Source organism: Myroides indicus, assembly GCF_004364575.1.
In the GTDB taxonomy this organism is placed as follows: Bacteria; Bacteroidota; Bacteroidia; order Flavobacteriales; family Flavobacteriaceae; genus Flavobacterium; species Flavobacterium indicum_A.
The window spans coordinates 1-25,090 of sequence record NZ_SOAG01000020.1 but is presented as its reverse complement, the minus strand read 5'-3'; the positions used below and the strand labels follow the sequence as shown (position 1 = coordinate 25,090).

15 protein-coding genes and 2 rRNA genes are annotated in these 25,090 nt (G+C 36.2%); 7 read left to right on the top strand and 10 right to left on the bottom strand.

Annotated elements, in window-relative coordinates; translation table 11 throughout:
- Positions 1-115 precede the first annotated feature (115 nt).
- Genes C8P70_RS09155 through C8P70_RS09145 form a run of 3 tightly spaced genes read left to right on the top strand, consistent with a single transcriptional unit; the run spans position 116 to position 7,015 of the window.
- The gene (locus tag C8P70_RS09155; RefSeq protein WP_133713036.1) at positions 116-3,127 is read left to right on the top strand and encodes a SusC/RagA family TonB-linked outer membrane protein; all 3,012 of its coding nucleotides are present in this window, start codon (positions 116-118) and stop codon (positions 3,125-3,127) included.
- A gap of 11 nt (positions 3,128-3,138) precedes the next feature.
- Positions 3,139-4,506, top strand: a complete 1,368-nt coding sequence (locus C8P70_RS09150) for a RagB/SusD family nutrient uptake outer membrane protein (RefSeq protein ID WP_133713035.1) — start codon at positions 3,139-3,141, stop codon at positions 4,504-4,506.
- Positions 4,496-7,015, top strand: a complete 2,520-nt coding sequence (locus C8P70_RS09145) for an alpha/beta hydrolase family protein (protein WP_133713034.1) — start codon at positions 4,496-4,498, stop codon at positions 7,013-7,015. The genes C8P70_RS09150 and C8P70_RS09145 overlap by 11 nt, the downstream gene beginning before the upstream one ends.
- A 52-nt stretch (positions 7,016-7,067) precedes the next feature.
- Here the strand turns inward: C8P70_RS09145 and C8P70_RS09140 are convergent, their stop codons facing one another.
- The 4 genes from C8P70_RS09140 to C8P70_RS09125 form a co-directional block, all read right to left on the bottom strand.
- Positions 7,068-7,376, bottom strand: a complete 309-nt coding sequence (locus C8P70_RS09140) for a DUF6520 family protein (RefSeq protein WP_133713033.1) — start codon at positions 7,374-7,376, stop codon at positions 7,068-7,070.
- A 110-nt stretch (positions 7,377-7,486) separates the two neighbouring features.
- Entirely contained in the window at positions 7,487-8,947 is a 1,461-nt protein-coding gene (locus C8P70_RS09135) for a MauE/DoxX family redox-associated membrane protein (protein ID WP_133713032.1), read from the bottom strand.
- A gap of 182 nt (positions 8,948-9,129) precedes the next feature.
- Positions 9,130-9,966, bottom strand: a complete 837-nt coding sequence (locus C8P70_RS09130; protein ID WP_133713031.1) for a helix-turn-helix domain-containing protein — start codon at positions 9,964-9,966, stop codon at positions 9,130-9,132.
- A gap of 219 nt (positions 9,967-10,185) precedes the next feature.
- Positions 10,186-11,979 carry an ABC transporter ATP-binding protein gene (locus C8P70_RS09125; RefSeq protein WP_133713030.1) on the bottom strand — a complete coding sequence of 598 codons (1,794 nt, stop codon included), beginning with the start codon at positions 11,977-11,979 and terminating at the stop codon, positions 10,186-10,188.
- A gap of 141 nt (positions 11,980-12,120) precedes the next feature.
- Between C8P70_RS09125 and rimO the strand changes: the two genes are divergently transcribed.
- Both rimO and C8P70_RS09115 read left to right on the top strand, forming a co-directional pair.
- The gene (gene rimO / locus C8P70_RS09120; protein WP_133713029.1) at positions 12,121-13,434 is read left to right on the top strand and encodes a 30S ribosomal protein S12 methylthiotransferase RimO; all 1,314 of its coding nucleotides are present in this window, start codon (positions 12,121-12,123) and stop codon (positions 13,432-13,434) included.
- A gap of 99 nt (positions 13,435-13,533) precedes the next feature.
- Complete coding sequence (locus C8P70_RS09115) at positions 13,534-14,283, top strand: glycerophosphodiester phosphodiesterase (protein WP_133713028.1); 750 nt, start codon at positions 13,534-13,536, stop codon at positions 14,281-14,283.
- Between the two features lie 44 nt (positions 14,284-14,327).
- On the opposite strand, the gene C8P70_RS09110 is transcribed toward C8P70_RS09115, so the two are convergent.
- Positions 14,328-15,791, bottom strand: coding sequence for an SLC13 family permease (locus C8P70_RS09110; protein WP_133713027.1), 1,464 nt, complete (start codon positions 15,789-15,791; stop codon positions 14,328-14,330).
- A gap of 168 nt (positions 15,792-15,959) precedes the next feature.
- Positions 15,960-18,326: an outer membrane beta-barrel family protein gene (locus C8P70_RS09105; protein WP_133713026.1), complete on the bottom strand. Its 2,367-nt coding sequence runs from the start codon at positions 18,324-18,326 to the stop codon at positions 15,960-15,962.
- A gap of 124 nt (positions 18,327-18,450) precedes the next feature.
- On the opposite strand from C8P70_RS09105, the gene C8P70_RS09100 reads away from it, so the two are divergent.
- Positions 18,451-19,779, top strand: coding sequence for a sensor histidine kinase (locus C8P70_RS09100; protein WP_133713025.1), 1,329 nt, complete (start codon positions 18,451-18,453; stop codon positions 19,777-19,779).
- Positions 19,772-20,449, top strand: a complete 678-nt coding sequence (locus C8P70_RS09095; RefSeq protein ID WP_133713024.1) for a response regulator transcription factor — start codon at positions 19,772-19,774, stop codon at positions 20,447-20,449. The genes C8P70_RS09100 and C8P70_RS09095 overlap by 8 nt, the downstream gene beginning before the upstream one ends.
- On the opposite strand, the gene C8P70_RS09090 is transcribed toward C8P70_RS09095, so the two are convergent.
- The 4 genes from C8P70_RS09090 to C8P70_RS09075 form a co-directional block, all read right to left on the bottom strand.
- Complete coding sequence (locus C8P70_RS09090) at positions 20,450-21,268, bottom strand: tetratricopeptide repeat protein (RefSeq protein ID WP_133713023.1); 819 nt, start codon at positions 21,266-21,268, stop codon at positions 20,450-20,452.
- Between the two features lie 42 nt (positions 21,269-21,310).
- Positions 21,311-24,532 (bottom strand): AsmA family protein, encoded by a 3,222-nt coding sequence (locus C8P70_RS09085; protein WP_133713022.1) that lies wholly within the window; start codon positions 24,530-24,532, stop codon positions 21,311-21,313.
- Between the two features lie 121 nt (positions 24,533-24,653).
- Positions 24,654-24,763: ribosomal RNA gene (gene rrf / locus C8P70_RS09080) — 5S ribosomal RNA — on the bottom strand.
- Between the two features lie 142 nt (positions 24,764-24,905).
- Positions 24,906-25,090, bottom strand: a 23S ribosomal RNA gene (locus C8P70_RS09075); the annotation flags it as partial.

The window sequence follows — 25,090 nt, the reverse complement described above, 5'->3', positions numbered from 1 at the left end:
CAAAAAGGGCATTAAAGAATATTTTGAGTTAAAAAAATACCCCCTAAAAAGCGGCAACTTTTTAAGGGGCTGAATAGAAAAACAAATGTTTAACTAACCATTTCATTACAAAATTATGAAAACCATTACACATCCCAAAAGCAAACACAGGTTTTACCTGCTGCTGCTTATCCTACTGTGCAGTTTGCACACCCATACCCTATTTGCCCAACAGCAAATCCGAGTTACCGGAACGGTAAAAGATGCAGAAGCGCCCCTGCCCGGGGTCACCGTTTGGGAAAAAGACACTAACAACGGCACGCTGACCGATGAAAACGGAAAATACTCGTTACAGTTTATCCCCGGCAGTATCGTAACCTTTAGCTTTATCGGCTACAAAACCCAAACCCACATCGTTAGCGGAACCACGCTAAACATTACCCTCCAACCGGACGAAACTGTATTAGATGAAGTTGTGATAAACGCCGGGTATTACAGCGTCAAAGACCGGGAACGCACCGGGAGCATTGCCCGGGTTACAGCAAAGGACATTGAGTTCCAACCCGTCATCAATCCCCTGCAAGCCATACAAGGACGTATGGCAGGCGTGAGTATTACCCAAAACACAGGTGTTTCCGGAGGAGGTTTTGATATTAAAATCAGAGGAAACAATAGTCTTTCCGGAGATTATACAGGCAGCAATACTCCCCTTTATATTGTTGACGGAATACCTTTATACGAAACTCCTATATACGAGAACTCCGGCTTTTCAGCCTCTTTGTTTAATTCTTCCATAAGTATCCTCAATGCAATTAACCCTTCGGATATTGAAAGTATTGAAATTCTCAAAGACGCCGATGCCACGGCAATCTACGGTTCGCGCGGAGCAAACGGCGTGGTGTTGATAACCACCAAAAAAGGCAAAGCAGGCAAAACCCATTTTACGGTTTCTTCCTCCACAGCTTTTAGCAAAGTGGGATCTAAAATGAAACTGATGAATACCGAACAGTTTAACCAGATGCGGGACGAAGCTTTTGCCAACGATGGTGTTACGGAATACCCGGCAAACGCCTATGACATGAACGGGTCGTGGGACAGAAACCGCTATACCGACTGGCAAAAAGAACTGATAGGCGGAACAGCTATGGATAAAACTATTTCTTTAGGTGTATCAGGTGGCAATGAATTTACGCGTTTTAATGTAAATGTAGCTCATAACGAAAGTACCACCGTATTTCCGACAGACAAAGGCTATAAGCGCAACTCCGCGTTAATAAGTTTTATTCACCGCAGCAAAGATAACCGCTTTCAGCTGGGAGCTTCAACTACATATTCTGACCAAAACAATACTCTGCCCGCAGCAGACCTCACCCGCAAAGCATTGGAACTCCCGCCCAATGCGCCGGCTCTGTACAACGAGGACGGCACGCTAAACTGGCAGGATGGCACATGGAATAACCCATTGGCTCAACTTAACAAAACCTATGAAAATAATACCCGCAATTTAATTCTCAACACCAATCTATCTTATTTGATATTTCCAAGTGTTTCTTTTAAACTCAATATGGGAATAACAACAAATTATTTTGATGAACGGGTACTAACTCCGCATACTATATACAATCCTTCTTTAGGCAGAACCAGCGAACACTCTACCGCTCAAAAAGCCAGCAATAATTCCGATTCGTATATCATAGAACCTCAGATACATTGGGCTAAAAAATGGAATAAACACAGCGTTCAAGCTTTTATAGGAAGCAGTTTTCAGTCCAGAGAAAACAATAGTTTTCAAATTACAGGCAGAGGATTTAATACGGATGCTCATTTGACTAACATCGGTATTGCTAAGACCAAAACCATCAATCAAATTGGGAATTCTCAGTACAAGTATGCTGCTTTATTTGCTCGTCTAAACTATATTTATGACAATAAGTATATTGTTAACTTAACCGGAAGACGAGACGGTTCGAGCCGTTTTGGTCCTGCCAACCGCTTTGGCAATTTTGGTGCTGTTGGTGCAGCTTGGTTATTTACGGAAGAAAGCTTTTTAAAAAACTACAGTTGGCTGAGTTTTGGAAAACTCAGAGCCAGTTACGGAACTACCGGAAGCGACAATATTGGCGATTACGCTTATCTGGACACCTATACCGTAAACACACAAACATACGATGGAACAACAGGCTTATATCCTTCGCGTTTATACAACCCCAATTACAGCTGGGAAAAAACCACCAAACTGGAAACCGCCTTGGAACTTGGCTTATTTAATAACCGCATTAACACCAATATAGCCTGGTATAAGAACCGCTCGTCCAATCAATTAATCGGACTTACTTTATCAGCAGTAACCGGTTTTAATTCTGTTACTGACAATTTTCCGGCAACAGTAGAAAATTCCGGATGGGAATTTACATTGCATACCACTAATATTCGCAACAATAACTGGCAATGGAATTCTAATTTTAATATATCCTTTCCAAAAAATAAATTAACTGCCTTTCCTGATCTTGAAAACTCCACCTACAGAAATACCTATATCATCGGAAAATCGATTAATCTGGTAAAACTGTATCACTACGAAGGAATTGACCCTGATACAGGGCTCTATGTTTTTACAGATTACAACAAAGACGGAAAACTGGATAACGAAGACAAGCAAATTGATAAGAACATTGGAATAGAATATCACGGCGGATTGCAAAATACTATTTCGTATAAAAATATTTCGCTGGATTTTTTGTTTCAGTTTGTTAAACAAACCAACTATACTTTTGAAAGTATGACAATTACTCCCGGAACACTTAGTTCCAACTATCCTGTAGAAATGACAGACCGATGGTCGGCTGAAAATCCGGATGCACAATATACCTGGGCAACAAACAGTAATAATACATCTTTTCAGCAGATAACGACAATGCAGGAAAGCGATAGAAGCGTGGGTGATGCTTCCTATATTCGACTAAAAAATGTTGCTCTTTCTTATAAATTAAAAATTCCCAAAGCTAAAATAGATTCTCTTCTACTATACATACAAGGACAAAATCTATTTACAATTACCAACTACTTTGGGATGGATCCGGAGTTCGTTTTTGCAGGAAACCTACCCCCATTACGCACTTATGCTTTTGGCGTTCAATTAACCTTTTAAATATAATTACCATGAAAAATAAATATTTTATACTGTTCAACATCCGATATCTGTATTTTATAGTTTTACTGCTATCCATCCAGTCTTGTGAAAAATTGGTTGAAATAGATTTACCGAACAATCAAATCAATACAGAAGATGTATTTAAAGACATTAATACCACAAAATCTGCTTTAGCTAATTTATATAGCAATGTAAGAGAAACACGCTTATTCAGAGGAGGAACATTAGGAGCATCCTGTAATCTGGATTTATATACCGACAATATGATTTCATTTGGACAAAATAATCCTTTTTATACTAACTTTATTACCGCTGCAGATATTGATAAAAGCTTTTTTTGGAGTCTGTCCTTTACAGATATTTACGCTATCAATACTTTTATTGAAAGACTTTCGGCTTCTTCTTATATTGAAGAAAATAACAAAAAAGTTTTTTTGGGAGAAGCTTATTTATTAAGAGCACTATATCATCAATATCTCACCCAGCTATTTGGGGCTATTCCTTATGTAACCTCAACAGATTATAAAATAAACAGTGCCATTTCAAAAATACCTGTTGGCAATGTACTAGAATCTAGTGAAGGCGATTTAAAAAGCGCTTTAGCATTACTTCCTCAAGATTATCGTCATCCGGAGCATATTTATCCTAATCGCGCAGTTGCAGAATTGCTTCTGGCACAAAATTATTTATTGCAAAAGCAATATGTTCTGGCAGAACAGACAGCCAAAGCAGTAATTGCCAATCCTCTGTTTAAAATGGAAAGTGATCTAAACAAAGTATTTAAAAAGCAAGCAAAAAGTACGCTTTGGCAAATAAGTACGGAAACCTATAGTACCTACGATGCGGATTATATATTTAATACTCTTCCTCCAACTAGAGTTGTTTTGCAGCCCAACCTTGTGAATACTTTTTCTGAACAGGATTTGCGTTTTCAAAATTGGATCAAAGAAGTGACGGACGGCACAACGTCCTATTATCACGCTTACAAATACAAAAACAAAGAAAACAATACAGACGAATATTCTATTGTATTTAGAATTGAAGAAGCCTATTTTATATTGATGGAGGCTTTAGCCTATCAAAACCGCACAGCAGAAGCCGTACATTATTTAAATCTTATCCGTCACAGAGCAGGACTCCTACCTCTACCCGAGACATTGTCCAAAGAGGAATTTATAAACGAAATGCTGAGTGAAAGCCGAAGAGAGTTTTTTACTGAAGGAGGACATCGCTTTTTTGACCTGAAACGCAACAACAAATTACACATACTAAAAACAGTTAAACCTAACTGGGAAGACAAACACGCTTTGCTCCCCATACCGGAAGGCGAAATATTATTAAACCCCAACCTGCTACCACAAAACAATGGCTATTAAAAAAAGATATATCGTGATTGGGTTGATCTGGATGACTGTCTCTGCATTATACGCAAATTCGGGCAGAGACAGTCTATCCCTAAATCCTGATTGGAACACGCTGTTTCCTTCCCAAATATCAGAAGACGGGCAATGGTTAATCTATTATCAAAATTACATCAATGACCCTGCGCAAAACAAAGGGTTCGTAATTCACACCAAAAACAAGAAAAAAAAAGAGATAACTAATATGTCTAAACTATCTTTTTTAGGAAATAATTTACTTGTAGGAAAAGAAAAAGCCGACTTAGTAATTATGAATTTAAGTAACTTTAAAGAACAGGTTCGTATAAAGGAGATACAGAATTTTAATGTAATTAAAAGCAATTTGTCTGTTTGTTATTTGTCAAAAAGCAAACAATTAAATATTATTAAGTATGCGTTTGGAAAAGAAAAACAATTATTTACTGCCAACAATGTAAAAAAATACATTATAAACAATAAACAGACTTATTTGTTATACCAAAAAGAGGTCAATTCAAAACAACTTTACAGTTTAGATTTAAAAACATTTCAAGCTTGTAAAATAACAGACTTGCAATGGGATTTAAACGCTATGGTCTGGAATGATGCCGAAAACGCTTTTGTTTTTAAAAACAAAGAATATCAATTACTGTTTAGAGATTTACAAAGACGTAATAGCAAAGCCATTCAACTCCCGGATTCTTTGCATTCCATTGCTGAAAATATACAGCTGAGCTTCTTTCTAAACAACGATATTTACATCTCTTATCAAACAAACGATACCACTCAAAGCACAAATTCTAAATATATTGATATTTGGAACGGAAATGCCAGAAATTTACACCAATCGAATCGGATATTACAAAATATTGATTACAAAGCTTTTATTTATCACACCAAACAAAATAGCTTATCTGAACTGAATAGGAATCGGCTAAAAGAGTACTTAAACATTCAAAAACCTAACTATATGGTTAGTTATAATCCTTTTGAATTTATACAGTATCATAAAGTATATGAAGATAATCGCTATATATTGGAACAAATAGAGCCCCAAAAAACCCTTGCTGAATTAACCCTTACTCCGCATTTTCAAGATCAATTCAACCTGTCTCCGGACGCAAGCGCAATTGTATATCCAAAAGGAAAATACTGGGAATTATATAATTTTAAAACTAAAAAACAGCAATCTATTAAACACTCACATCCCAATACACAACCTATATGGGCTGATGACTCTAAAAGTTTATTGATTCAGAATAGAAATAATCTGGAGCAATATGATGTCAAAAACAGGAAATCCACTATTATAGCAGAGTTTACAGATCAATATCCTGTTACTATCCAATTAATCAATACCAGCAAAAAAAAGAATTCTGTTTTTATAAATGTTCAAACACCTATACTGTTTACCATCGTGCAGTCTGTCACACCTTCTACTTCACTTTATAGCTACTGCAGAGGTGAAATTTCTAAGATAGTGGATCAAACTACTAAACTTGTTAACACCCTATATTTATCAAGATTAACAAGTGCTGATGCACAAACTATAGTATGGACAGAGGAAGACTTTAACCAGCCACCAATTATAAAAATTGCCCATAGAGGTAAAGTAGAAATATTAGTAGAATCCAATTTATCCAAAGAGTACTACCAATGGCGCAAACAAAAAATCATTACTTATCAAGATAAATACGGTATAGAATTAACGGGAGTTTTATATTATCCTAAAAACTATACTAAAGAGAAAAAATATCCTATGGTTACAAGTGTCTATGAGAGACAAGGATCAACAAGAAATATATTTGATATTCCAACCTTATTTAATCAACATGGATATAATCAATCCTTGTTGAATGAATCAGGGTATTTTGTATTTCTACCCGATACCTATGTATCACAAGAAGGTCCTGGACTTTCTGCTTTGGAATGTGTTACAAAGGGAATAGAAGCAATAACAAATGAAGAACCTTCCATTGACAAAACCAAACTGGGTTTAATAGGACATTCTTTTGGAGGATATGAAGCTAATTTTATTGCAACTCAAACAGATAGGTTTTCAGCCATAGTCAGCGGTGCTGGTTTAGCGGATTTAATATGGAATACCTATGAATTCAACTACCATTTATCGAAACCTAACTATTCCAGATTTGAAACTATTCAATATGAATTAGGAAGTTCTTATGCGGACAACCCTGATAAATACCTAAAAAACTCTCCTATTTTATATACTCAGAATATAAATACTCCCATATTATTATGGACAGGAATGAAAGACCATAATGTACATTGGGAAAATACACGTCATATGTTTATCGCTCTCAAACGCTATAAAAAACCATCTATAGCCTTGTTTTATAAAAATGTAAACCACGCAATTACAAACGATTTATCTCAAGAGCAAAAAGATTTGACTATCAGAACCATAAACTGGTTTGATTACTTTCTAAAAGACAATAAAAATATTAATTGGATTCAAAACGGCATAGATGAAAAAAAATATTAAAAGAAACGCCCTTTTTAGGGCGTTTCTCAAATTACACAAATTCTATGTTCAGTCAGGGAACCGTGCGTTTATACAATGGGATAGAACAAGAATAACTATTGTCATCTACTTCCTTGGCATATACATTATGTAGATTTGCTCCTTCTTGCCAAGTGCATAAAACACCACTATTTACAAGTGTACAATCTAAATTCACTTCAATATCCATACAGTCGTATTCATCTAAATCCTGATAATAAAATGTTCCTGTATAAATAGGCTGAGCTTGTTCTTTTTTTACATTATTAGTAGCAAATGCTGCTGCTATGGCAATCCCAAACACGGCTACCGGCAAGATTGCTTTTTTTAAAATACTTTTCATTTTTTTGCTATTTAAATTAAACTTGTTTTTAAAGGATAAAAAGCTTTTCAACCTCTTCTTTTATCCTGTACTTTTTGCCAAAAAGTATGAAAAAACACACGCTTTAAAAATTAGTAAATCCTCTCTCTTAATTGCTCGGGTAAAATAAACCGAACCAATTCCCGGTCAAACAAACCATACAGATAATGGTCTGTAACAAGCATATCCGAGAGTTTGTGTTCCCCGCGGTGGTACACGTAAAAACTGCCGATATAAGCTTGTTTCACAAAGTCATACACATCTACAATCACTGCCTGTTTCCACATGCTTTTGGATTCTGATTTTCCAATGGAATTAGAGATATTAAACAGGAGATTGCGATGTACAACGACTTTTTTATTAATAGTCTGGGGCGGTGCACTCATTTTGTGCTCGCCGTTTTTTAACTTGGAAACTTTGATTTGGGCAATACTCGTGGTATCTATCGTATTTACCCGATGAAGCAAGTTGAGGTTAGCATCTGTTACAAGATACTGGTTGCGGTAAAAATAAGTATAAACTGCTTTTTGTTGCTCCAAACTGTAATTTAGTATGCCATCGGTGTCAAATACGCCGTCTATCTGTTTTTCCAATAACTCTTGGTGAGATTCCAATACCTGCCCATCTTTATGGGTATGTAATACACCAAGGATATTTTGTCCGGATTTTTTACTATATCCTTTGACTACAAACCGGGTGCTGTCTACAGGAATAAAGTCCGTAAAGTGAGTTTGCCTGTAGCTAATTGTTTTTGCATTCCATTTGCCTAAAGCACCTCGTAAAAGTACAGCACTAATTCCATCGCCTAAATAGAAATAAGGATGCAACACACGAAGCTTTATGGAATGAAAAGGAATATCCTTGCGGTCAATATCAACTTTATAATCGTGTTTTTTACGCATGTTTTTATCCACAACAGCTACGTTAAAAGGTTTGTTGTAATTACCCAGATAGATTTTTTTCTCATAACTCCCTGCTATATAGTAAGCTTTAATGTTTAAATCTAAAGCTTTGTCTTCTTCCAGCTTCTGACTAATAAAATTTCTTGTAAACCCTCCATCTTTTATATTATATTCTGACTGTAAGAAAAGAACTGTAACCATTCCCGCACTCAACACCAATAATACCGAACTTAAAATCAGCATTCGTTTCTTAAAAATGTCGGTAAATATAATAGCGAGCAAGATCAACAGGCAAACCGTGATATTAAACCAGAAATGCTCTTTCCAACCCATTTTTTCCAAAATACCGCCACAGGAGCAGGGCACAAAATCGCTGTAATTGAGAATTAAATAAATATAAACCGAAAAGGCGGTCATCAATCCAAAGCTGAGGTATAATCCTATAAGTAGACTGCGCCTGACGCATAGTAAAACCGCAATCGATAGTTCTGCTATAATAACAACATAGGAAACAGGAACGGCATAGGCACTAAGTAAGGGAGACTGTGCCAACTGCACTTGAAATTCGTCAAATGTAATGAGTTTACTGACGGAGGCATATACCCACAGTACGATAAGAAAATAGCGAATAAAAGTAACGGTTAGTTTCATAGCAAGGGGGTGTTATAGGTTTGGATAGCATCATTCAGTTGATTTTAAGTATCAAAGTTCTGATATAAAACAAAGCCATAACAAGTACATTAATGACAAAAACAAGTATATTAGTGTCAAAAACAAGTATATTAGTGTCAAAAAGGAGTACATTAGTGACAAAAATAAGTACATTAGTGTTTTTAATAGTGTGAAACCACCAAACGAGGAATATCTTTTAATTTTAAGCCGGACAATCTTTTAAAGGTTTTATTAAAATGATTGTAATCCTGAAAGCCACTGTCATAAGCTATCGTTTTGTTATTTTTATCTGTAAACAACAAAAGCTCCAGACTGTGCAGCAGCTTATATTGTAAACAATACTGATAAAAAGTGGCTCCAAAACATTGCTTAAAGCTCTTTTGAAAAACTCTGTAATTTAATCCCTGCTCCCGGATAAAATCTTGCAGGTTCTGTTCCGGATTTTGAATATACAGCTCATATAATTGCCTCAGCTTTTCTTTATCTCCAATATAAACAGGATGCTGCTTTAGAGAATCCGTGTATTTGTTGACAAGGGAAAACAAAACAAAAACCAGTCTGTCCGGTGTTTGAAAACGGCGTACCATACCGGAAATATAATGAACCTCATGAGCAGAATCAGTCAGATATACACTGACTACTTGCGGAGCATCCGTACGGAGCAAAAGGTGTTGTGTATAGCATTCCAACCGGTTTAAGACATTTTGTTTATACCTTTTGCTCAGCTTGCGGGCTTCCACCCATTTCCAATGGTGAGAAAGCGGGTTATACTCTATGGCAAAACGATGTTTTATCAGGTCTTGCAACGTATAATTGTGCAAACGCAAAAAGTTGGCGGCAATACAAAACCGGAGCAACGCAGAAAGCACACTATCAGACTGTTTAAAATAAGAAGTGCGCACAGGGATGGAATATTTAGACGCAAAAGGCAGCCCGGCATAGCGATGCCAAAAATAGTCTATAACGCTGATTAACTCTTCAAACAATTCGGGTTCCATAGCAAAACAAAAATGTACAATATGTTAAGATAGCTGTAATTCAAACTTTTAATTTACAGTTACCCATACAACTCAATTTACTGATACTAAGTTAATTATTTATTTTAACATTTAAGTTTAAGCGGCTATAAGCCCGATATTTGTTGGTTTTTTACATTTATTGAAGAATCTTGTTTTTAGTAAACTGCGGTATAATGAGGTTGATTAAAGTACTTAATCTTACCAATCTTCCTCGTCCGAATAGGTTTTGGCAATTTTTTCAATGTTTAAACTGCGTGCCATAGCGTCAAAAATATTTTTATACACTCCGCCTTTTGCGTAAATCTCTTCGTGAACTCCTGATTCTGCAATTCTGCCAAGCTGCATGGCATAAATACAATCCGAATCGATAATCTGAGAAATACTGTGAGAAATAATAATGACAGTACGGTTCTTTTTAATAGCATCTAGGCTGTTTTTAATCTGTTCCGTAGCAATGGCATCCAAACTGGCTGTGGGTTCATCTAAAAATATAATCGGCGGATTTTTAAGAAACATGCGGGCAATGGCTATCCGTTGTTGTTGTCCGCCAGAAAGCAACAGCGCATTGCTTTCAAATTTTTGTGGCAGCTCCATTACCTGCTCGTAAATATATGCTTGTTTAGCGGCTTCGTACACTTCTTCGGCAGTAGCATCAGGGTTTCCATATCTTATATTTTCTTCTATTGTTCCGCTAAAAATATGGTTCTTTTGCAGTACTAAACCAATGTTATTGCGTAAAAAATGAGTGTCGTATTCCTGCAGAGGAATACCGTCCAATAAAATTTTGCCCGAAGTAGGTTCATAAAACTTATCCAGCAAATTGACTATTGTACTTTTTCCGGCACCGCTCAGCCCCACCAATGCCGTTATTTTATTAGGCAAAATTTCCATATTAACATCGTACAATGCCTGTGTGCCGTTGGGGTAAACAAAATCTACTCCTTTTAGTTCAAACTTGCCTGTTATTTTTTCGGGCTTATAACTTCCTGAATGCTCAATTTCCTTGTCGTCGTGCAAAATTTCAAAAAAGCTCTCGGAATAAATCATTGCATCATTCATTTCATCAAAAATGCGGTGAAGCTGTCCGATGGGAGCCGTCACGTTATTAAACAGCAGAATGTGAAACATAATCATACCAATGCTCATCTGTCCGCTGAGTACCAAAAACGCAGTCAGGATAATGATGATAACAACGCCTATCTGTTCTACAAAAGTTTTAATGCTGTTGAATAAAAAGCCTGTTTTTTGAGTTTTGAGCTGATTTTCGGTCATCTCATACTGAATCGTATTCTGTTTATCCGATTCGATTTTTTCCCGGTTAAAAGACTTTATTACCGTAATAGACTGAATAATATTGATAATACCCTGACTTTTGCTCTCTCTGAACTGTCTCATCTTTCTGCGCCACCCGCTTAGCGTACCGGCTTGTTTAATGGTTATATAAATATAAACCGGAACAATGCACAAACCTACCAGTCCTACCCAGAAATTGGCGTTAAACATCAGAATTAAAGCAATGAGCGAATTGGCAAACAAAGGCAGAATATTAATAAAGAAATTCTGTACCAAACGGGTCAGACTCTCAATTCCGCGATCGATACGGGTTTGCAGTTTGCCCGATTCGCTGTCGTTGGATGTATAAAAAGCCATGCGGTACGACAAAATGCGATCCACGATTGCCTGAGCTAAATCCCGCGATACGTAAATGCGGAGTTTTTCGCCATAAAACTTTTGACCAAAAGTAATCACTATATTAACAATCTCTTTGATTAGCAATACCAAAGTAATCGTCACCAAAATATGAAGCCCGGCATCCAATCCTTCTCCCGCCTCTACCAAAGCATTGATTTCATCCACGGTATAGCGAAGTGCCAGAGCATTAACCTGAGCGGTAAACGACCCGATCAGCGTAAGTGATAAAGCGCCGAATACCAGCCAGCGATAAGGTCTGACAAACGGTCTTAAATTTTTAAATAACTGTAGCAATGTCATTCTTCAAATTTAAGAATTATTTAAAAGCGGTATTTTATTTTCTGCAACAAGAAGTTAGCTTTTTCAAATCTTTAAACTTATAACAAAAAGACAACTCGTTTCAATAAAATGTGTAATTTTGCACTCCTATCAGATAAATACATGAGAACCAAAAGTTTAAAAAAGAATAAGATTAACGTAGTCACTTTGGGATGTTCCAAAAATGTTTACGACAGCGAAGTGCTTATGGGGCAGCTAAAAGCCAGCGGCAAAGAGGTAACCCATGAAGCTGTGAATGACGAAGCCAACATTGTAGTAATCAATACCTGTGGTTTTATCAATAACGCTAAAGCAGAGTCTGTGAATACCATTTTGGAATACGTCGACAAAAAAGAACAGGGAATTGTGGACAAGATTTTTGTAACCGGATGTCTTTCGGAAAGATATAAGCCGGATTTAGAAACAGAAATTCCAAACGTAGATCAGTATTTTGGCACCACCGATTTGCCTTTGTTGTTAAAAGCACTGGGAGCCGACTACAAACACGAACTTTTGGGAGAACGACTTACCACTACGCCCAAAAATTATGCTTATCTGAAAATAGCTGAAGGATGTGACCGACCGTGCAGTTTTTGCGCTATTCCGATTATGAGAGGAAAGCACGTTTCTCAGCCCATTGAAAAATTGGTAAAAGAAGCCGAAGGACTTGCCAAAAACGGAGTTAAAGAATTAATTTTAATTGCTCAGGATTTGACGTATTATGGTTTGGATTTATACAAAAAGAGAAACCTTGCCGAATTGCTGGAGAACCTTGCTCAAGTAGAAGGCATTGAGTGGATTCGCCTGCACTATGCTTTTCCAACCGGATTTCCTATGGATGTTTTGGAACTGATGAAACGCGAACCCAAAATATGCAATTACATTGATATTCCGCTTCAGCACATTTCTGACAATATACTAAAATCGATGCGTCGCGGAACAACCAAAGACAAAACAACAAAGTTGCTAAAAGATTTTAGAGCTGCCGTACCAGGTATGGCTATACGGACGACATTGATTGTAGGTTATCCGGGCGAAACTGAAGAAGATTTCCAGATTTTGAAAAACTGGGTACAGGAAATGCGTTTTGAACGGTTGGGCTGTTTTACCTATTCACACGAAGAAAATACCCATGCCTATCTTTTGGAAGACGATGTACCCCAAGAAGTAAAACAAGCCAGAGCCAATGAAATTATGGATATTCAGGCTCAGATTTCATGGGAATTAAATCAGGAAAAAATCGGAAAAACTTTTCGCTGTATCATCGACCGCAAAGAAGGAAATTACTTTGTAGGACGTACAGAATACGACAGTCCGGATGTGGACAACGAGGTACTGATTGACGCTGCAAAACACTATGTAAAAGTAGGTGAATTTGCTGCCGTTTACATTGACGATGCTACGGAGTTTGACCTTTACGGCACTCCTGTAAAATAGTAAAAGCCGGTTTAAACCGGCTTTTTAATTTAAAATTAATACTGCGATAAGCCCTGCATTACACAAGACAGCGATTTTTGTATAAAACTTATCTTGGGTATGACGGCAAAACATTTTTTTATTACTTTATGTATTATCATGAGTACAATTTCGTTTTCACAAAATCAAAAAACACTCCGAATCGGTCATCGCGGAGCTATGGCTCACGTAGCAGAAAACACGGTTGAATCTATACAAAAGGCGGTTGAAATGAACTGTGACATGATTGAAATAGATGTTTACAAGATTAAAGATGATTCTTTGATCGTATTTCACGATGCCGTTCTGGAACGAGTTACCAACGGAACAGGTTATATAGAAGACTATACCTATGCTGAACTGCAACCACTGTGGGTGAAAGGAGAGTATAAAATTCCTATGCTTTCTCAGGTTATTGAAGCAATTGACAAAAAAGCAATTTTAAACATTGAACTGAAGGGCAGCGATACAGCCGAAAAAACGCATGAGATCATTCGTTCTTTTCTATTAAAAGGATGGCAGAAAAGTGATTTTATCATTTCGAGCTTCCGGTGGGACGAATTGAAAAAGATGAGAGAAATAGATTCTTCCATCGCTATTGCCGTACTAACAGAGCAGGAGCCTTTGGAGGCTATCGCTTTTGCTCAAGAGATTCGGGCGGTTGCCATCAACCCTTATTTTGAAAAACTTACGCCTTTCAATGTCCAGAAAATAAAAGACGCAGGACTGCTGATTTATCCATGGACAGTAAACGAATATACAGACATCCGAAAAATGTATGAACTAAAAGTAGACGGTATCATAACCAATTATCCTGAACGAATTGAGTAATATAAAGTTTGTTTTCTATAGACAACTGCACCTTAATAAGGATCTCATTTTAAAAACGGGGTTAAATACTGCAGAATCAAAACCCAAACAATAATAACTATTGTTCCTACAACAGCTCCGAACATTCCGCCTAGCCTGAAATCTTTTTGCTTGAGCATTCCTGTTCCAAAAACAATCGCATTTGGCGGGGTGGAAACCGGCAAAAACAACCCGCAAGAAGAACACAACCCAATCACCAGTCCAACAGGCAAAATTTGTTCGGGTGGTAAAACAATCGCTGCAATATTAATAACAATTGTAGCGGTAGCGGTACTGCTCATAATATTGGAAAACAAAACGGTAACGATTGCAAAAATTATAATCACAACGACTACGTTAAACTCTATACCTTCTAAAAATTGGGAGTAATAAGGTGCAAGAAGCTCTTTAATTGCCATCCCCAGTGCTAAACCTCCTGCTACCAGCATTAAAGTATCCCAAGGCAGCTTTCTGACATCTTCCGCACTAATAATTCCCAGCATGGGCAAAAACATAATCGGAATCATTGCCGCTCCTGCTGTTGGAATATTAAGCCGATTGCCAAACATCCACAACATTACTGTAACAGTTAATACAACCACAACAATCATCCGCTGTAACCGCAAAGATTTTGTAAGATGGATTGTCTCATTTACAAATGAAACATCTAATTCCGTTACTTTAGACGTATATTTTTTAACGACCGCAAACCAAAATCCAATTAACAGAATTAAAGCCGGAACAAAGCCCAGCACAAACCACTGCGTAAAACTCACTTCAAATCCTTTAGACCTTAATACATTTACAACAATTAAGTTAGGCGGAGTAGAGACCATACTCATCATTCCGGCAAAAGTTGCTGCAACAGGTATACTGATTAAAATAGCTTTGGACATATTGGAATCTTTGCCCTCTCTGTCTATTAAAGGCATGACCGAAGCCAGTATCATAGCAGCTGTAGCTGTGTTGGATATAATAAGCGATAAAACAGAAGTTACGATTATAATACCCAAAATAAGCATATTGGGATTAGCACCAAACAAAGAGATTGTTTTTTTAAACAGCGATAAATCCAAATTTGTTTTACGCATTCCTTCACTGAGAAAAAACCCTCCCAAAAAAATCCATATTACACTGTCGGACCAGGTATCTGAAATTTCTTTTGGAGAAATAGTAGCTCCTTCCATATTTCCCATCGTGTAAACCAAAAAACCAATAATCATAATTCCTACCGCAAAAGGCGGAATAGCTTCCGTTGCCCACAGCAATACCGAAAAAATGAGAATAAAAAGTGTGTAAGTTTGTGCATCTGTAAATACTTCCGGAGTAAAAAAATAGGTAATGCCAAGAGAAACTAAGAGCGAAAAGAAAAAAATACCTACTCTCGTTTTAATATTCCACACATTCCAGGAAGCTTCAATTAGCAATTCACTATAAAAGCGGATCCCTGTTCTAATTTTACGAATCTGGTCAAAATAATCAAATGCCATAGCTATCGGTTTATCCTGCAAAGCTACAAAATAACTAAAATGTATTTTAACAACTCTACAAAACAGCCTTCTTTCTTTTTTCTTAAATAAAACAATTATTACAAAAAATAGACCAAAACAAAAAGGAAAGCTATTTCAGCTTTCCTTTTTTACTAAACTAAATCAATCTTACAGGCGATCCTTTTCTTGCATATCAATTTCTTTGCTGCTGTATTTTACTTTTTGATTGCCAAAATTGTAACGTAGTCCAAGGGCAATTCCCTGAGTATCCATATAATCTTTGAAGTAATTGTACTGATTGGCATATTGTGTTTTAATAATTTGTCGATCACTTCCAAAAATATTATAGACATACAGATTAGCTGACCATTTCTTTTGATTAAACTCGCGGCTCATAATAAAATCGGTGCGTTGATATCCGCTGATGGTAAAAGATCCTTGCACCGTTGGTGTATGAAAAGTGTACGTCAGCATCGCTTTCCAATTGCTATTTTGATCGAGATCTACTGAGGTGCTTATACGACCTCCAAAAACAAAAGCGTCATTTTTATGTAGCTGCTTATCAACTCCATAAAAATAATCTTCCTGCTGTTGCAACTGCAAAAAGGTATTGGCTGACCAACGTGGTAAAATCTGATAAGCGAAACTTGTCACTGCCCCTGCTGTTTGTCTTTTATCTATATTGGTATAGTGATAAATCAACATATTTGTTGCATCTTCTTGATATGAAATTTCCATGGAAGGATGAATCTCTTTATTGTAAAAAAATTCGATATTCAATTGCTCAAATGTGTAATTCAAACTAAAATTATGACTAATTGCTGCTTTCAAATCGGGATCTCCTTGAAAATACGAGAACAAGTTATAATAGCTTTTTGCAGGGTTCATCCAAGAATAAGAAGGTCTGTCAATTCGCTTGCTATACGCCAAACTCAATTGATGATCTTCGGTTACATCATATTTTAAATAAGCTGAAGGGAATAGCTTAAAATACGATTGGTTGTTTGTCCCTCCTTGTGTACTTCTCGTTTGAATGCCTGTGTATTCTCCTCGTATACCTACTTTCGCTTGCCATTGCTTCCATTGCCTGGTGTAGGAAGTATAAGCCGCCCAATTAATTTCCTGATAATCGAAAACATTACTCTTGGCTGGGTCATAAGCCAGATTCTCCTGTTTTTGACCAAAAAAGTCTAATAAATACGAGGCTTTTACAATGCTGTATTTTGCGCCTGACTCCCATTTTGATAATTCATTATCAATACTATAATCTAAACCTGAAACAGCCAAACGCGTGCGCTGTCTGTCTTTAGTAGCAAAAAGTCGCTCAGAGAACGGCTGATCCTTAAAATTCAATTCCGTCAAAACTCGTTGGTTGTCTTTTTGATTTTCATAAGTAAAATAAGACGACCACAATAATTTTTGCTCAGGATTGAATTTCTTTTCTACTAAAGCATATCCTGTATAGGTATCCATATTCGCGCGTTTTCTATTATAAGTCGTATAGGAAGACTCAACAATATCTTGTGGATTGTAAATCAAAGTTGGAATTTCATAATCTCCTTTAGATTGTTCGTTAATGTATCCTGTTCCGCCAACAGTCAGTGTTAGCGTAGTATCAAGCTTCACATCCATCTCCGCCTGGAAACTATGTTGTCCCTTTATTTTGTTCTTACGCGTCATCACACTACTCCATCGTTCGCCATTTTCGTACAAGACATTATCTTCATTGTAACGAACCCCTGCACCAGTGCCAAAAGAATAGCTTCCGGATACATTGAATTTTTCACCTGTATAGATGTGTTGCGTACTTGCTGTATTATAAGCATAAGTGGTTTGCTTGAATCGCTCGGAAATACTGCCCTTATATCCTAATAAATTATTCTTTTTTAATCGTATATTAAGTACAGCGTTTCCCTGAGCCTCGTATTTTGCTGGCGGATTGGTAATCACTTCTACAGCTTCGACCTGTGTTCCTTCCGTTCCTTCTAGCAGAGATTTTAATTGATCTCCTATCAACATTACTTTTCTATCATTGATAGTTATCAAAATACTTTGACTTCCTCGTATACTTAAATTGTCTCCTATTGCATTCACGCCCGGTGTTTGTTTGACAATATCCCAGGCATTCGTCGTTGCCAAAGGGGTATCTTGCACATTAAACACCAGCCGATCTATTTCGCGTTTAATTGTTGGTCGTTTGGCTGTAATGACCACTTCATCTAATAAAGCGCTGTCTTCCTGCAGGGTTATCTCAGCCAAAAAATTATTTGAAACAGGCAAAATAAAATCTTTATATCCCACGTATTTAAAACGCAGTTCAAAAGCTTCTTGCGGACAAGTCAGCTCATAACTTCCGTCTTCTTCGCTAAAAGAAGTTAACAAGTTTATTCCCTCGCTGTTTTGCACTTCAATAGTAACAAAAGGCAAAGCAGTTCCTTGTGCATTTTGTATTGTTCCGCGCCACACGTTTTGTGGCTGGGCATGGGCAATCAGTGCTAATAAAAGGCAAAAACAAAAAACAATTAATCTAATCATAACCTGAATATTTCTGACAAAAATCGCTTCTTCTTAAAAGAGACCCGGTTAACGGATGGTTAATGAACGGTTAATGGCGAAACGCGGAAAAGAGAATTTCTTTTTTTGATTTACATTTGTAAGAATGAGTCAGTCTAAGCCCAAATATTATTTTAAGGCGTTTTGCATTTTTTATTTCTTACTGGTGGGAATAATGGCATTCTATTTCATTAAAGTTTTAGAGCTTAAAAAAAAAGAAATTAACCGCATTGCTCACGACAAAGTTGATGCTCTGACAGAAACCTCTTTTTTTAAGCAAATAACCTTAAAAAAGGAAAGTGAAATTTATAATTCGTTTTTAGATGTATTGAAAAATAAAACAACTATAGATTCGGTTCAAAATACCATAGCTCTAAATATTGAAAAAAACAGTCATCTTTTTACTCAAAAAACAGATAGTGTCTTTAAAAATTTAAATTATGATGTTGCCGTCCGGTTTAGTGTAAAACAGATTACTCTCAATTCTTCTGCCCAAAACTTATTAAAAGAACCGATCACCATATTAGAAACCACTCAAAAAGTAAAAAAACCTACTCGTATCAACACTTCAGAATGGGAAATTAACGAAAGCAGCTCCAACAAAAACGATGAGGAGTGTTTAGATTGTCCGGAAGATTATAACCGTCATTTTACCATTAATCAGGAAACGCATATCGAAGTATTAAACATTTACCGCATTGCACTTAAAGAGCTTTTTCCTTTACTGGCTTTTTCTGTATTAATCTGCCTCTTTATTTTGATTTTGTATTACATTACTTACAAAACCATCCGACAGAAAGAAAGAGAAGTTTTAAGTTTGCACAATATGGTAGACAATGTTTCCCATGAGTTTAAACTCCCGATTGCAACCTTAAAATATGGCTGTAATAACCTGTCCAAAGAATATAAATCTCCTACGGTTGAACTTCTGTTACGCCAGATAAACCGATTAGAAAAAATACAACAGCAATTGATTCCGTCTAACGTACAGAACAGTTCGCCGTTTAGCAGCCTTTCATTTGACAATATGATTCACGATCTGCAACTGCATTATACGGGCGTAACTTTTTATACGCAATGGAACGCAGATGAAACCTTATCGCTGCCAAATACCCCGATGGAAACCATAATATTAAACCTGCTTGAAAACAGCGTTAAATATGGAGCAACAGAAATTACCTGCCACATAACTCAGCACAGCAATTCCATTCTATTAATGGTTAAGGACAATGGTTTAGGAATTGAAAAAGAAGAACAAAAACTGATTTTTAAAAAATTTTATCGCATAATCAATAACAATGTCCACACCACTACGGGGTTGGGTATCGGGCTTTATCAAGTACAACAAATTGTACAACAGCTAAACGGAAACATTGAACTGCTAAGCAAAATAAACACAGGAACAACTTTTAAAATTTCTCTGCCCTATGCATAAAATTCTTTTGGTAGAAGACGATATCGATTACGGTACAGTAATGCAGCAATATTTGGAGATAAGCGGTTTCGAAGTAATCTGGCTTACAACACCTGAGAACACTTTGGATATGCTGAAAAAGGAAAAATTCAGTTTAGCGGTTTTAGATATTATGCTTCCTGTAAAAGATGGTTTCAGTTTATCAAAAGAAATACAGATGCTGTACCCGGCATTGCCCTTTTTATTTCTTACGGCAAAAAACCAAAATATAGACCGACTGATGGGGTTAAAATCAGGTGCTGCAGACTATATTTCCAAAACCTGTGATCCTGAAGAGCTTAAACTCCGCATAGATAATATTTTAAAATATGCTGAATCTGCACAAACGCAACAATATCAATTGGGAAATTATTCTTTTCATCCGTTTCAATTAAAGTTGACTCATCCGAAAGAAAGTTTTCGCTTAACCGAACGCGAAAGGGATTTACTCCTTTTACTTATCCAAAACAACAATAAAATTGTCCATAGAAATGTTATTCTTGAAAAAATATGGCATTCTTCGGATTATTTCAGCGGGCGCAGTATGGATGTATTTATAACCCGGCTCCGGAAATATTTTATACACGACGACAACATCCAAATAACCAGTATACGCGGCATTGGTTTTGAAATTGACTTGGCGTTGAGATGATTATTCAAATTTAAAAATAGCTAAAAAACTTTCTTTGAGTTTTTCCTTGTCTTTTAGTTTCTGTAAAGCCTCCAAACATCTTTTTTTCCATTGTTCATCATTTTTTTCTTGATATAAATGATATGCTGATAAAGCTAGATTGGCATTAAAATCTTCCAGTTCTCCAAATGTATTTTCACATCTGTCAAAATAATCGATTGCCTCTTTGTATCGCTCTTCCATGGTTAAGAGTATGGCTTTCATCAGCCATACTTCGTTTTTTCTTTGCACTGTCCAGCTTTGTTCTGACAAATATTTTTGTTCTGCAATTTCCAAATTTTTCAACCCTTCTTCAGAATCTCCTAACGTGGTTGCCGTAAGCCCTAAGCCATAATATCCATCAGGGTCTTCCGGAAAATATTTTATTATCTCTTCATACTTTTTACGGGCTAATCCCACATTATTGACTCTTAAAGCCGCTTGTGCAAGTTCTTCTTTAAAAACAGAATTATTATTCGTAGCTAAACTATCCGCATAGTAATAGTAGCTTAGTGCTGCCTGATGTTTTTCTTGCTGGGTAAGCGCTATTCCTGTAAAAAAATAAGCATCGCATAAACTCTTGTCAATTTGTAAAATATTAAAAAAAATCTTGCCGGCAGTATTAATGTATTTTGGCGTATTTAATGCTTCAAACGCCGATTTATACAACGCTTTTATAGTGTCATTTTCTGTTGGACATTCAAATTTTATACTTTCATAAATATAGGATTCAGTTTGATTTTGGGCGTTCAATATCCCCAAAAACAAAAAATATATGATCAGGGTTTTGATATATTTCATAAATCTAAATCTTTTATTTTACAAGGTAATGGTATTAACTAATTACGCCTTGGCTTCTGTTTCGTTTTCCTGCTCAGGTGTATCAGCAGGAACCTCCGGCAATTCGGGTATAGAATCATGCACTGATTCTACATCTATGTCTTCATCGTCACTTTCAACTTCTTTTCCTAATACTTCGCTGGGTTTGTACCTGCCCAGCTTAATGCTAAAATCTTCTGAATTTCCGGTTATTTTCATTGGTATACCAATAATACCTAAAGGCGGCAAACCTAACCTGAAACCAATATTGAGCTCTCCGTCCAAACTGACCTGACCTTCAAAACGAGGTCTGAACCCCGCCATCTTCATCTTTGTGCGTTCAATAGTAATAACGTTTTCTTTGATGGATGAATTAATATTTACATCTGATAAACTTCCGTTTTCTAGTGATTTAGCTTCGGTTTTTTCTGCAATTGCTCCCAAAAGCTTAAATCCCTTAAAGCTGATATCTGCCAGTGAAAGAGTGCCCTCGCCCTCTAAACTTTTCATCACCGGAAACATACTACTGTTTAATTGCCCTTTTAAGCTATAATCTAAAGAAACAACCCCATAAGCATCTTTTGCCATACTGACCATTTCTCTAAACAGCGTAATTTCTTTATAGGCTCTTTGTATATCAAAATCTGAAGCTTTGATATTATAACTGAATAAAGCACTTTTATATCCTGTTGGCTGATAGATACCGTTCATTTGAACATTAGTTCCTATCAGATTAAATTGAGTATCTTTTAAACTGATTCCTCCATGAGCTATAAGCAAATTCCCGGTAAAGTTTTCCAAATTATATTCTGTATACTTAATTTTATCTGCAGTAGCATTAAAGCCGATATTTAAGTCTGCCGGTACTTGGATAACACCTGCATCTACAGTGTTAGCTGTCGTTATTTTACTCGTCTGATTATCTGCAAACATCATAAATTCATCAACATTCATATAAGGTGTCTGAAGGTTAAAATTACCTCTCAATGTATCTCCTTGAAGCATATAATCAATAACATTTGTCAAATACCCGTCCATGGAAATCGTAGAACTCCCGTAATTGGCTTCAAACTTCTCAAATTTCATTTTTTCTTTGAAGAATTTAAAAACTCCTTTCTTAATATGCAATGGTTTTGGAAACAAATCAGAAGAAACATTAATATTCTCTACTTCAAAATAACCTCCGTTTTTTAGTTTGTCAAAATCTCCTTTTAAAGCATCGCTTTGCAACCCGCTTAAAAATAGGTTTGTCAAAATTTTGCCGTGTAAATCTAATCCATCAATCTTGAAAATTTTATATAAATCTCCTATGTTTAATACGCCTTTAGATTTAACGTTGTAATTTAAGTTATCTAAATTGTATAAACTTGCAGCAAGCTGAAAAGGCTCTCCGGCTATCTTAAAGTCAATCGGAAGCACTTTAATCGTCAAATCACTAAACGAGCCTCGCTTGCTATTGACAATAGTGTGAATTTGAATGTCTTCTATCGGCAAATCTGGAATTCGATTAAACTGAATATAACCATTGGTAAATTTAATGTCAGAATCAATTATCGGAAATAACCTTCGTTGAGGTTCATAAGTCCCATTTATATTTGTTTTAGCATCAATTATCCCTCGCAAGACAATATCTTTCACGGGAATGAATTCTTTTATATTTTCTAAATTTATTTTAGCATCAATAGTAGCTTCAACATCATAATTTGAGAGATTTTTTAAATATAAATCCCCTTTTACATAATTACTCATTGCCATTAAAGCAATATCAGAGAGTCTCGCCGAAATACTTCTATAATCAGAATTCTTAGTCCTAAACTCAAAATCAAAATTAATTTTTTCTAACGCTTCAGGAAGTCCGGCCAATTTAAAATATCCTTCTTTGACAAATCCCTTTAAATTAAACTCGGGTATACTTGTAATAATAGAATCCCTATAGACTTTGCGTATAGTCTTTCTGATTACCTCTCCTTTAGAGTAAATCCCATCAAATTCACCATTTAATGCTAATTCTCCTCGCATTACAAAACCCTCAATACCAACGGCTTTCTGCAACAAATCAAGATTTACAGCTGCATTGATCTTTCCTTTTGTATTAATTGTGGTTATGCCTTCTGCTTCAAAATTTAAATCACTGCGTTTTCCATTAAGATCAAAAGATAATTCTTCAACTTTTGCAACGCCCTTTTCAATATTTAATCCGGGGATGGAGTAAGCAAAATCCAAGACAATGTTTTCTAACGGTTGATTTACCTGTCCATTTTGAATAAAGCCATTTTTAAGTTTTAAGGATAAATTTACATCAGGAGCCAAACTATCAACAATGACGTATTTTCCTTCCAAATGGAATTTGCCGTCAATATCACCTTCAAATTTAGTATTATCAAGCCATGACTGATAATCAGGCGGAATCACTGACAGTAATTGTTCTAATGTAGCATTTTCCGTTTTTATATCAAACAACATATCATAGCCGTTTTCAATAAAGCCAAAATGTCCTTTAAAATCCACTGGTAAACCTTTTATACGCAAATCGTTTTTTGAAAACAAAAACGTAAGAGATTTAGTATCTACTTTTGTCTCAAGATCAGCTAAAATCGGCTTTTCTTTGATATAGTGTACTCCATCAAAATTAAAATCAAAGGAATTAATACTAGCTTTACTATTCAAATTAAAAACAGCATCGCTCATATTTCCTTGTCCGATATAGTCAAAATCAGAGGCAACAAGACTTAATTTACTGGCTAAGTCATTGTAAACAATTTCTGCATTATTTATATAGAGCTCATCAATCTTTAACGCAAGACTCTGATCACTTTCCTCCTTTTCATCAGCGGATATAAAAATATCATAGTTAGCCTTACCTGCTTCCGTAACATAAATATTGACCTCAGGATGGTCAATATAAATCCTGTTAAACACCATCTCACCTCTGAAAATACTAACAAGATCAATTCCTAAACTCACAGATTCAGCTCCAAATAAGTTGTCTGTGTAAAGAGTGTCTAACTGAACTCCTTGAATAGTCGGCTTAAAAACTGTTGCTGTCAAGACTGGAAATTTTTTGTAAAAAGACAAATCGATATTTTCAAAATCCACATCTCCTTTAATGGATTCCTTCATCAGCTCTTTAACCTTCGCATCTATCTGATCAGCATAAAATACCGGCACAATATACATCAGCAACAATATCAATACACATAGTACTCCTGTGCCAATACCCAACCTTAATAGTATTTTTTTTATCATTTTGTATTGATCTTTAAGCATAAAGCAAAATAACGTTTTTTTTCGGTAAGTTTAACGGACTTTATTGATTTACATTCAACAAAAAATCCCCTTCACTTTTGTGTGAAGGGGATTTTCAAAAAAAGGGCAGCGACATACTCTCCCACCTTGCGGCAGTACCATCTGCGCTGGCGGGCTTAACTGCTCTGTTCGATATGGAAAGAGGTGGACCCCGCCGCAATAACCACCCTGAATCGGCAGCTACTACTAAAAGTAACTTATATGGTTAACTATACTGAAAAAACATGCCACAAAAAAACAATAAAACTCATAGATAGTATAACCCTATCCTGAATAGAAAGACGCCCTCTCCCCATCCCTAAGACAGGGAGAGTGCACATAAGCGTACGGGCTATTAGTACTACTCGACTGTGACATTACTGCCTTTACATCTGTAGCCTATCAACGTTGTCATCTTCAACGGCCCTTTAAAGAAATCTAATCTTGTGGTGGGTTTCGCACTTATATGCTTTCAGCGCTTATCCCTGCCCAACGTAGCTACTCTGCGATGCCCCTGGC

Excerpts from the sequence above, each read along its gene's own strand:
- C8P70_RS09155 (WP_133713036.1), top strand. The coding sequence starts at position 116 with ATGAAAACCATTACACATCCCAAAAGCAAACACAGGTTTTACCTGCTG.
- C8P70_RS09150 (WP_133713035.1), top strand. The coding sequence starts at position 3,139 with ATGAAAAATAAATATTTTATACTGTTCAACATCCGATATCTGTATTTT.
- C8P70_RS09145 (WP_133713034.1), top strand. The coding sequence starts at position 4,496 with ATGGCTATTAAAAAAAGATATATCGTGATTGGGTTGATCTGGATGACT.
- C8P70_RS09140 (WP_133713033.1), bottom strand. The coding sequence starts at position 7,376 with ATGAAAAGTATTTTAAAAAAAGCAATCTTGCCGGTAGCCGTGTTTGGG.
- C8P70_RS09135 (WP_133713032.1), bottom strand. The coding sequence starts at position 8,947 with ATGAAACTAACCGTTACTTTTATTCGCTATTTTCTTATCGTACTGTGG.
- C8P70_RS09130 (WP_133713031.1), bottom strand. The coding sequence starts at position 9,966 with ATGGAACCCGAATTGTTTGAAGAGTTAATCAGCGTTATAGACTATTTT.
- C8P70_RS09125 (WP_133713030.1), bottom strand. The coding sequence starts at position 11,979 with ATGACATTGCTACAGTTATTTAAAAATTTAAGACCGTTTGTCAGACCT.
- rimO (WP_133713029.1), top strand. The coding sequence starts at position 12,121 with ATGAGAACCAAAAGTTTAAAAAAGAATAAGATTAACGTAGTCACTTTG.
- C8P70_RS09115 (WP_133713028.1), top strand. The coding sequence starts at position 13,534 with ATGACGGCAAAACATTTTTTTATTACTTTATGTATTATCATGAGTACA.
- C8P70_RS09110 (WP_133713027.1), bottom strand. The coding sequence starts at position 15,791 with ATGGCATTTGATTATTTTGACCAGATTCGTAAAATTAGAACAGGGATC.
- C8P70_RS09105 (WP_133713026.1), bottom strand. The coding sequence starts at position 18,326 with ATGATTAGATTAATTGTTTTTTGTTTTTGCCTTTTATTAGCACTGATT.
- C8P70_RS09100 (WP_133713025.1), top strand. The coding sequence starts at position 18,451 with ATGAGTCAGTCTAAGCCCAAATATTATTTTAAGGCGTTTTGCATTTTT.
- C8P70_RS09095 (WP_133713024.1), top strand. The coding sequence starts at position 19,772 with ATGCATAAAATTCTTTTGGTAGAAGACGATATCGATTACGGTACAGTA.
- C8P70_RS09090 (WP_133713023.1), bottom strand. The coding sequence starts at position 21,268 with ATGAAATATATCAAAACCCTGATCATATATTTTTTGTTTTTGGGGATA.
- C8P70_RS09085 (WP_133713022.1), bottom strand. The coding sequence starts at position 24,532 with ATGATAAAAAAAATACTATTAAGGTTGGGTATTGGCACAGGAGTACTA.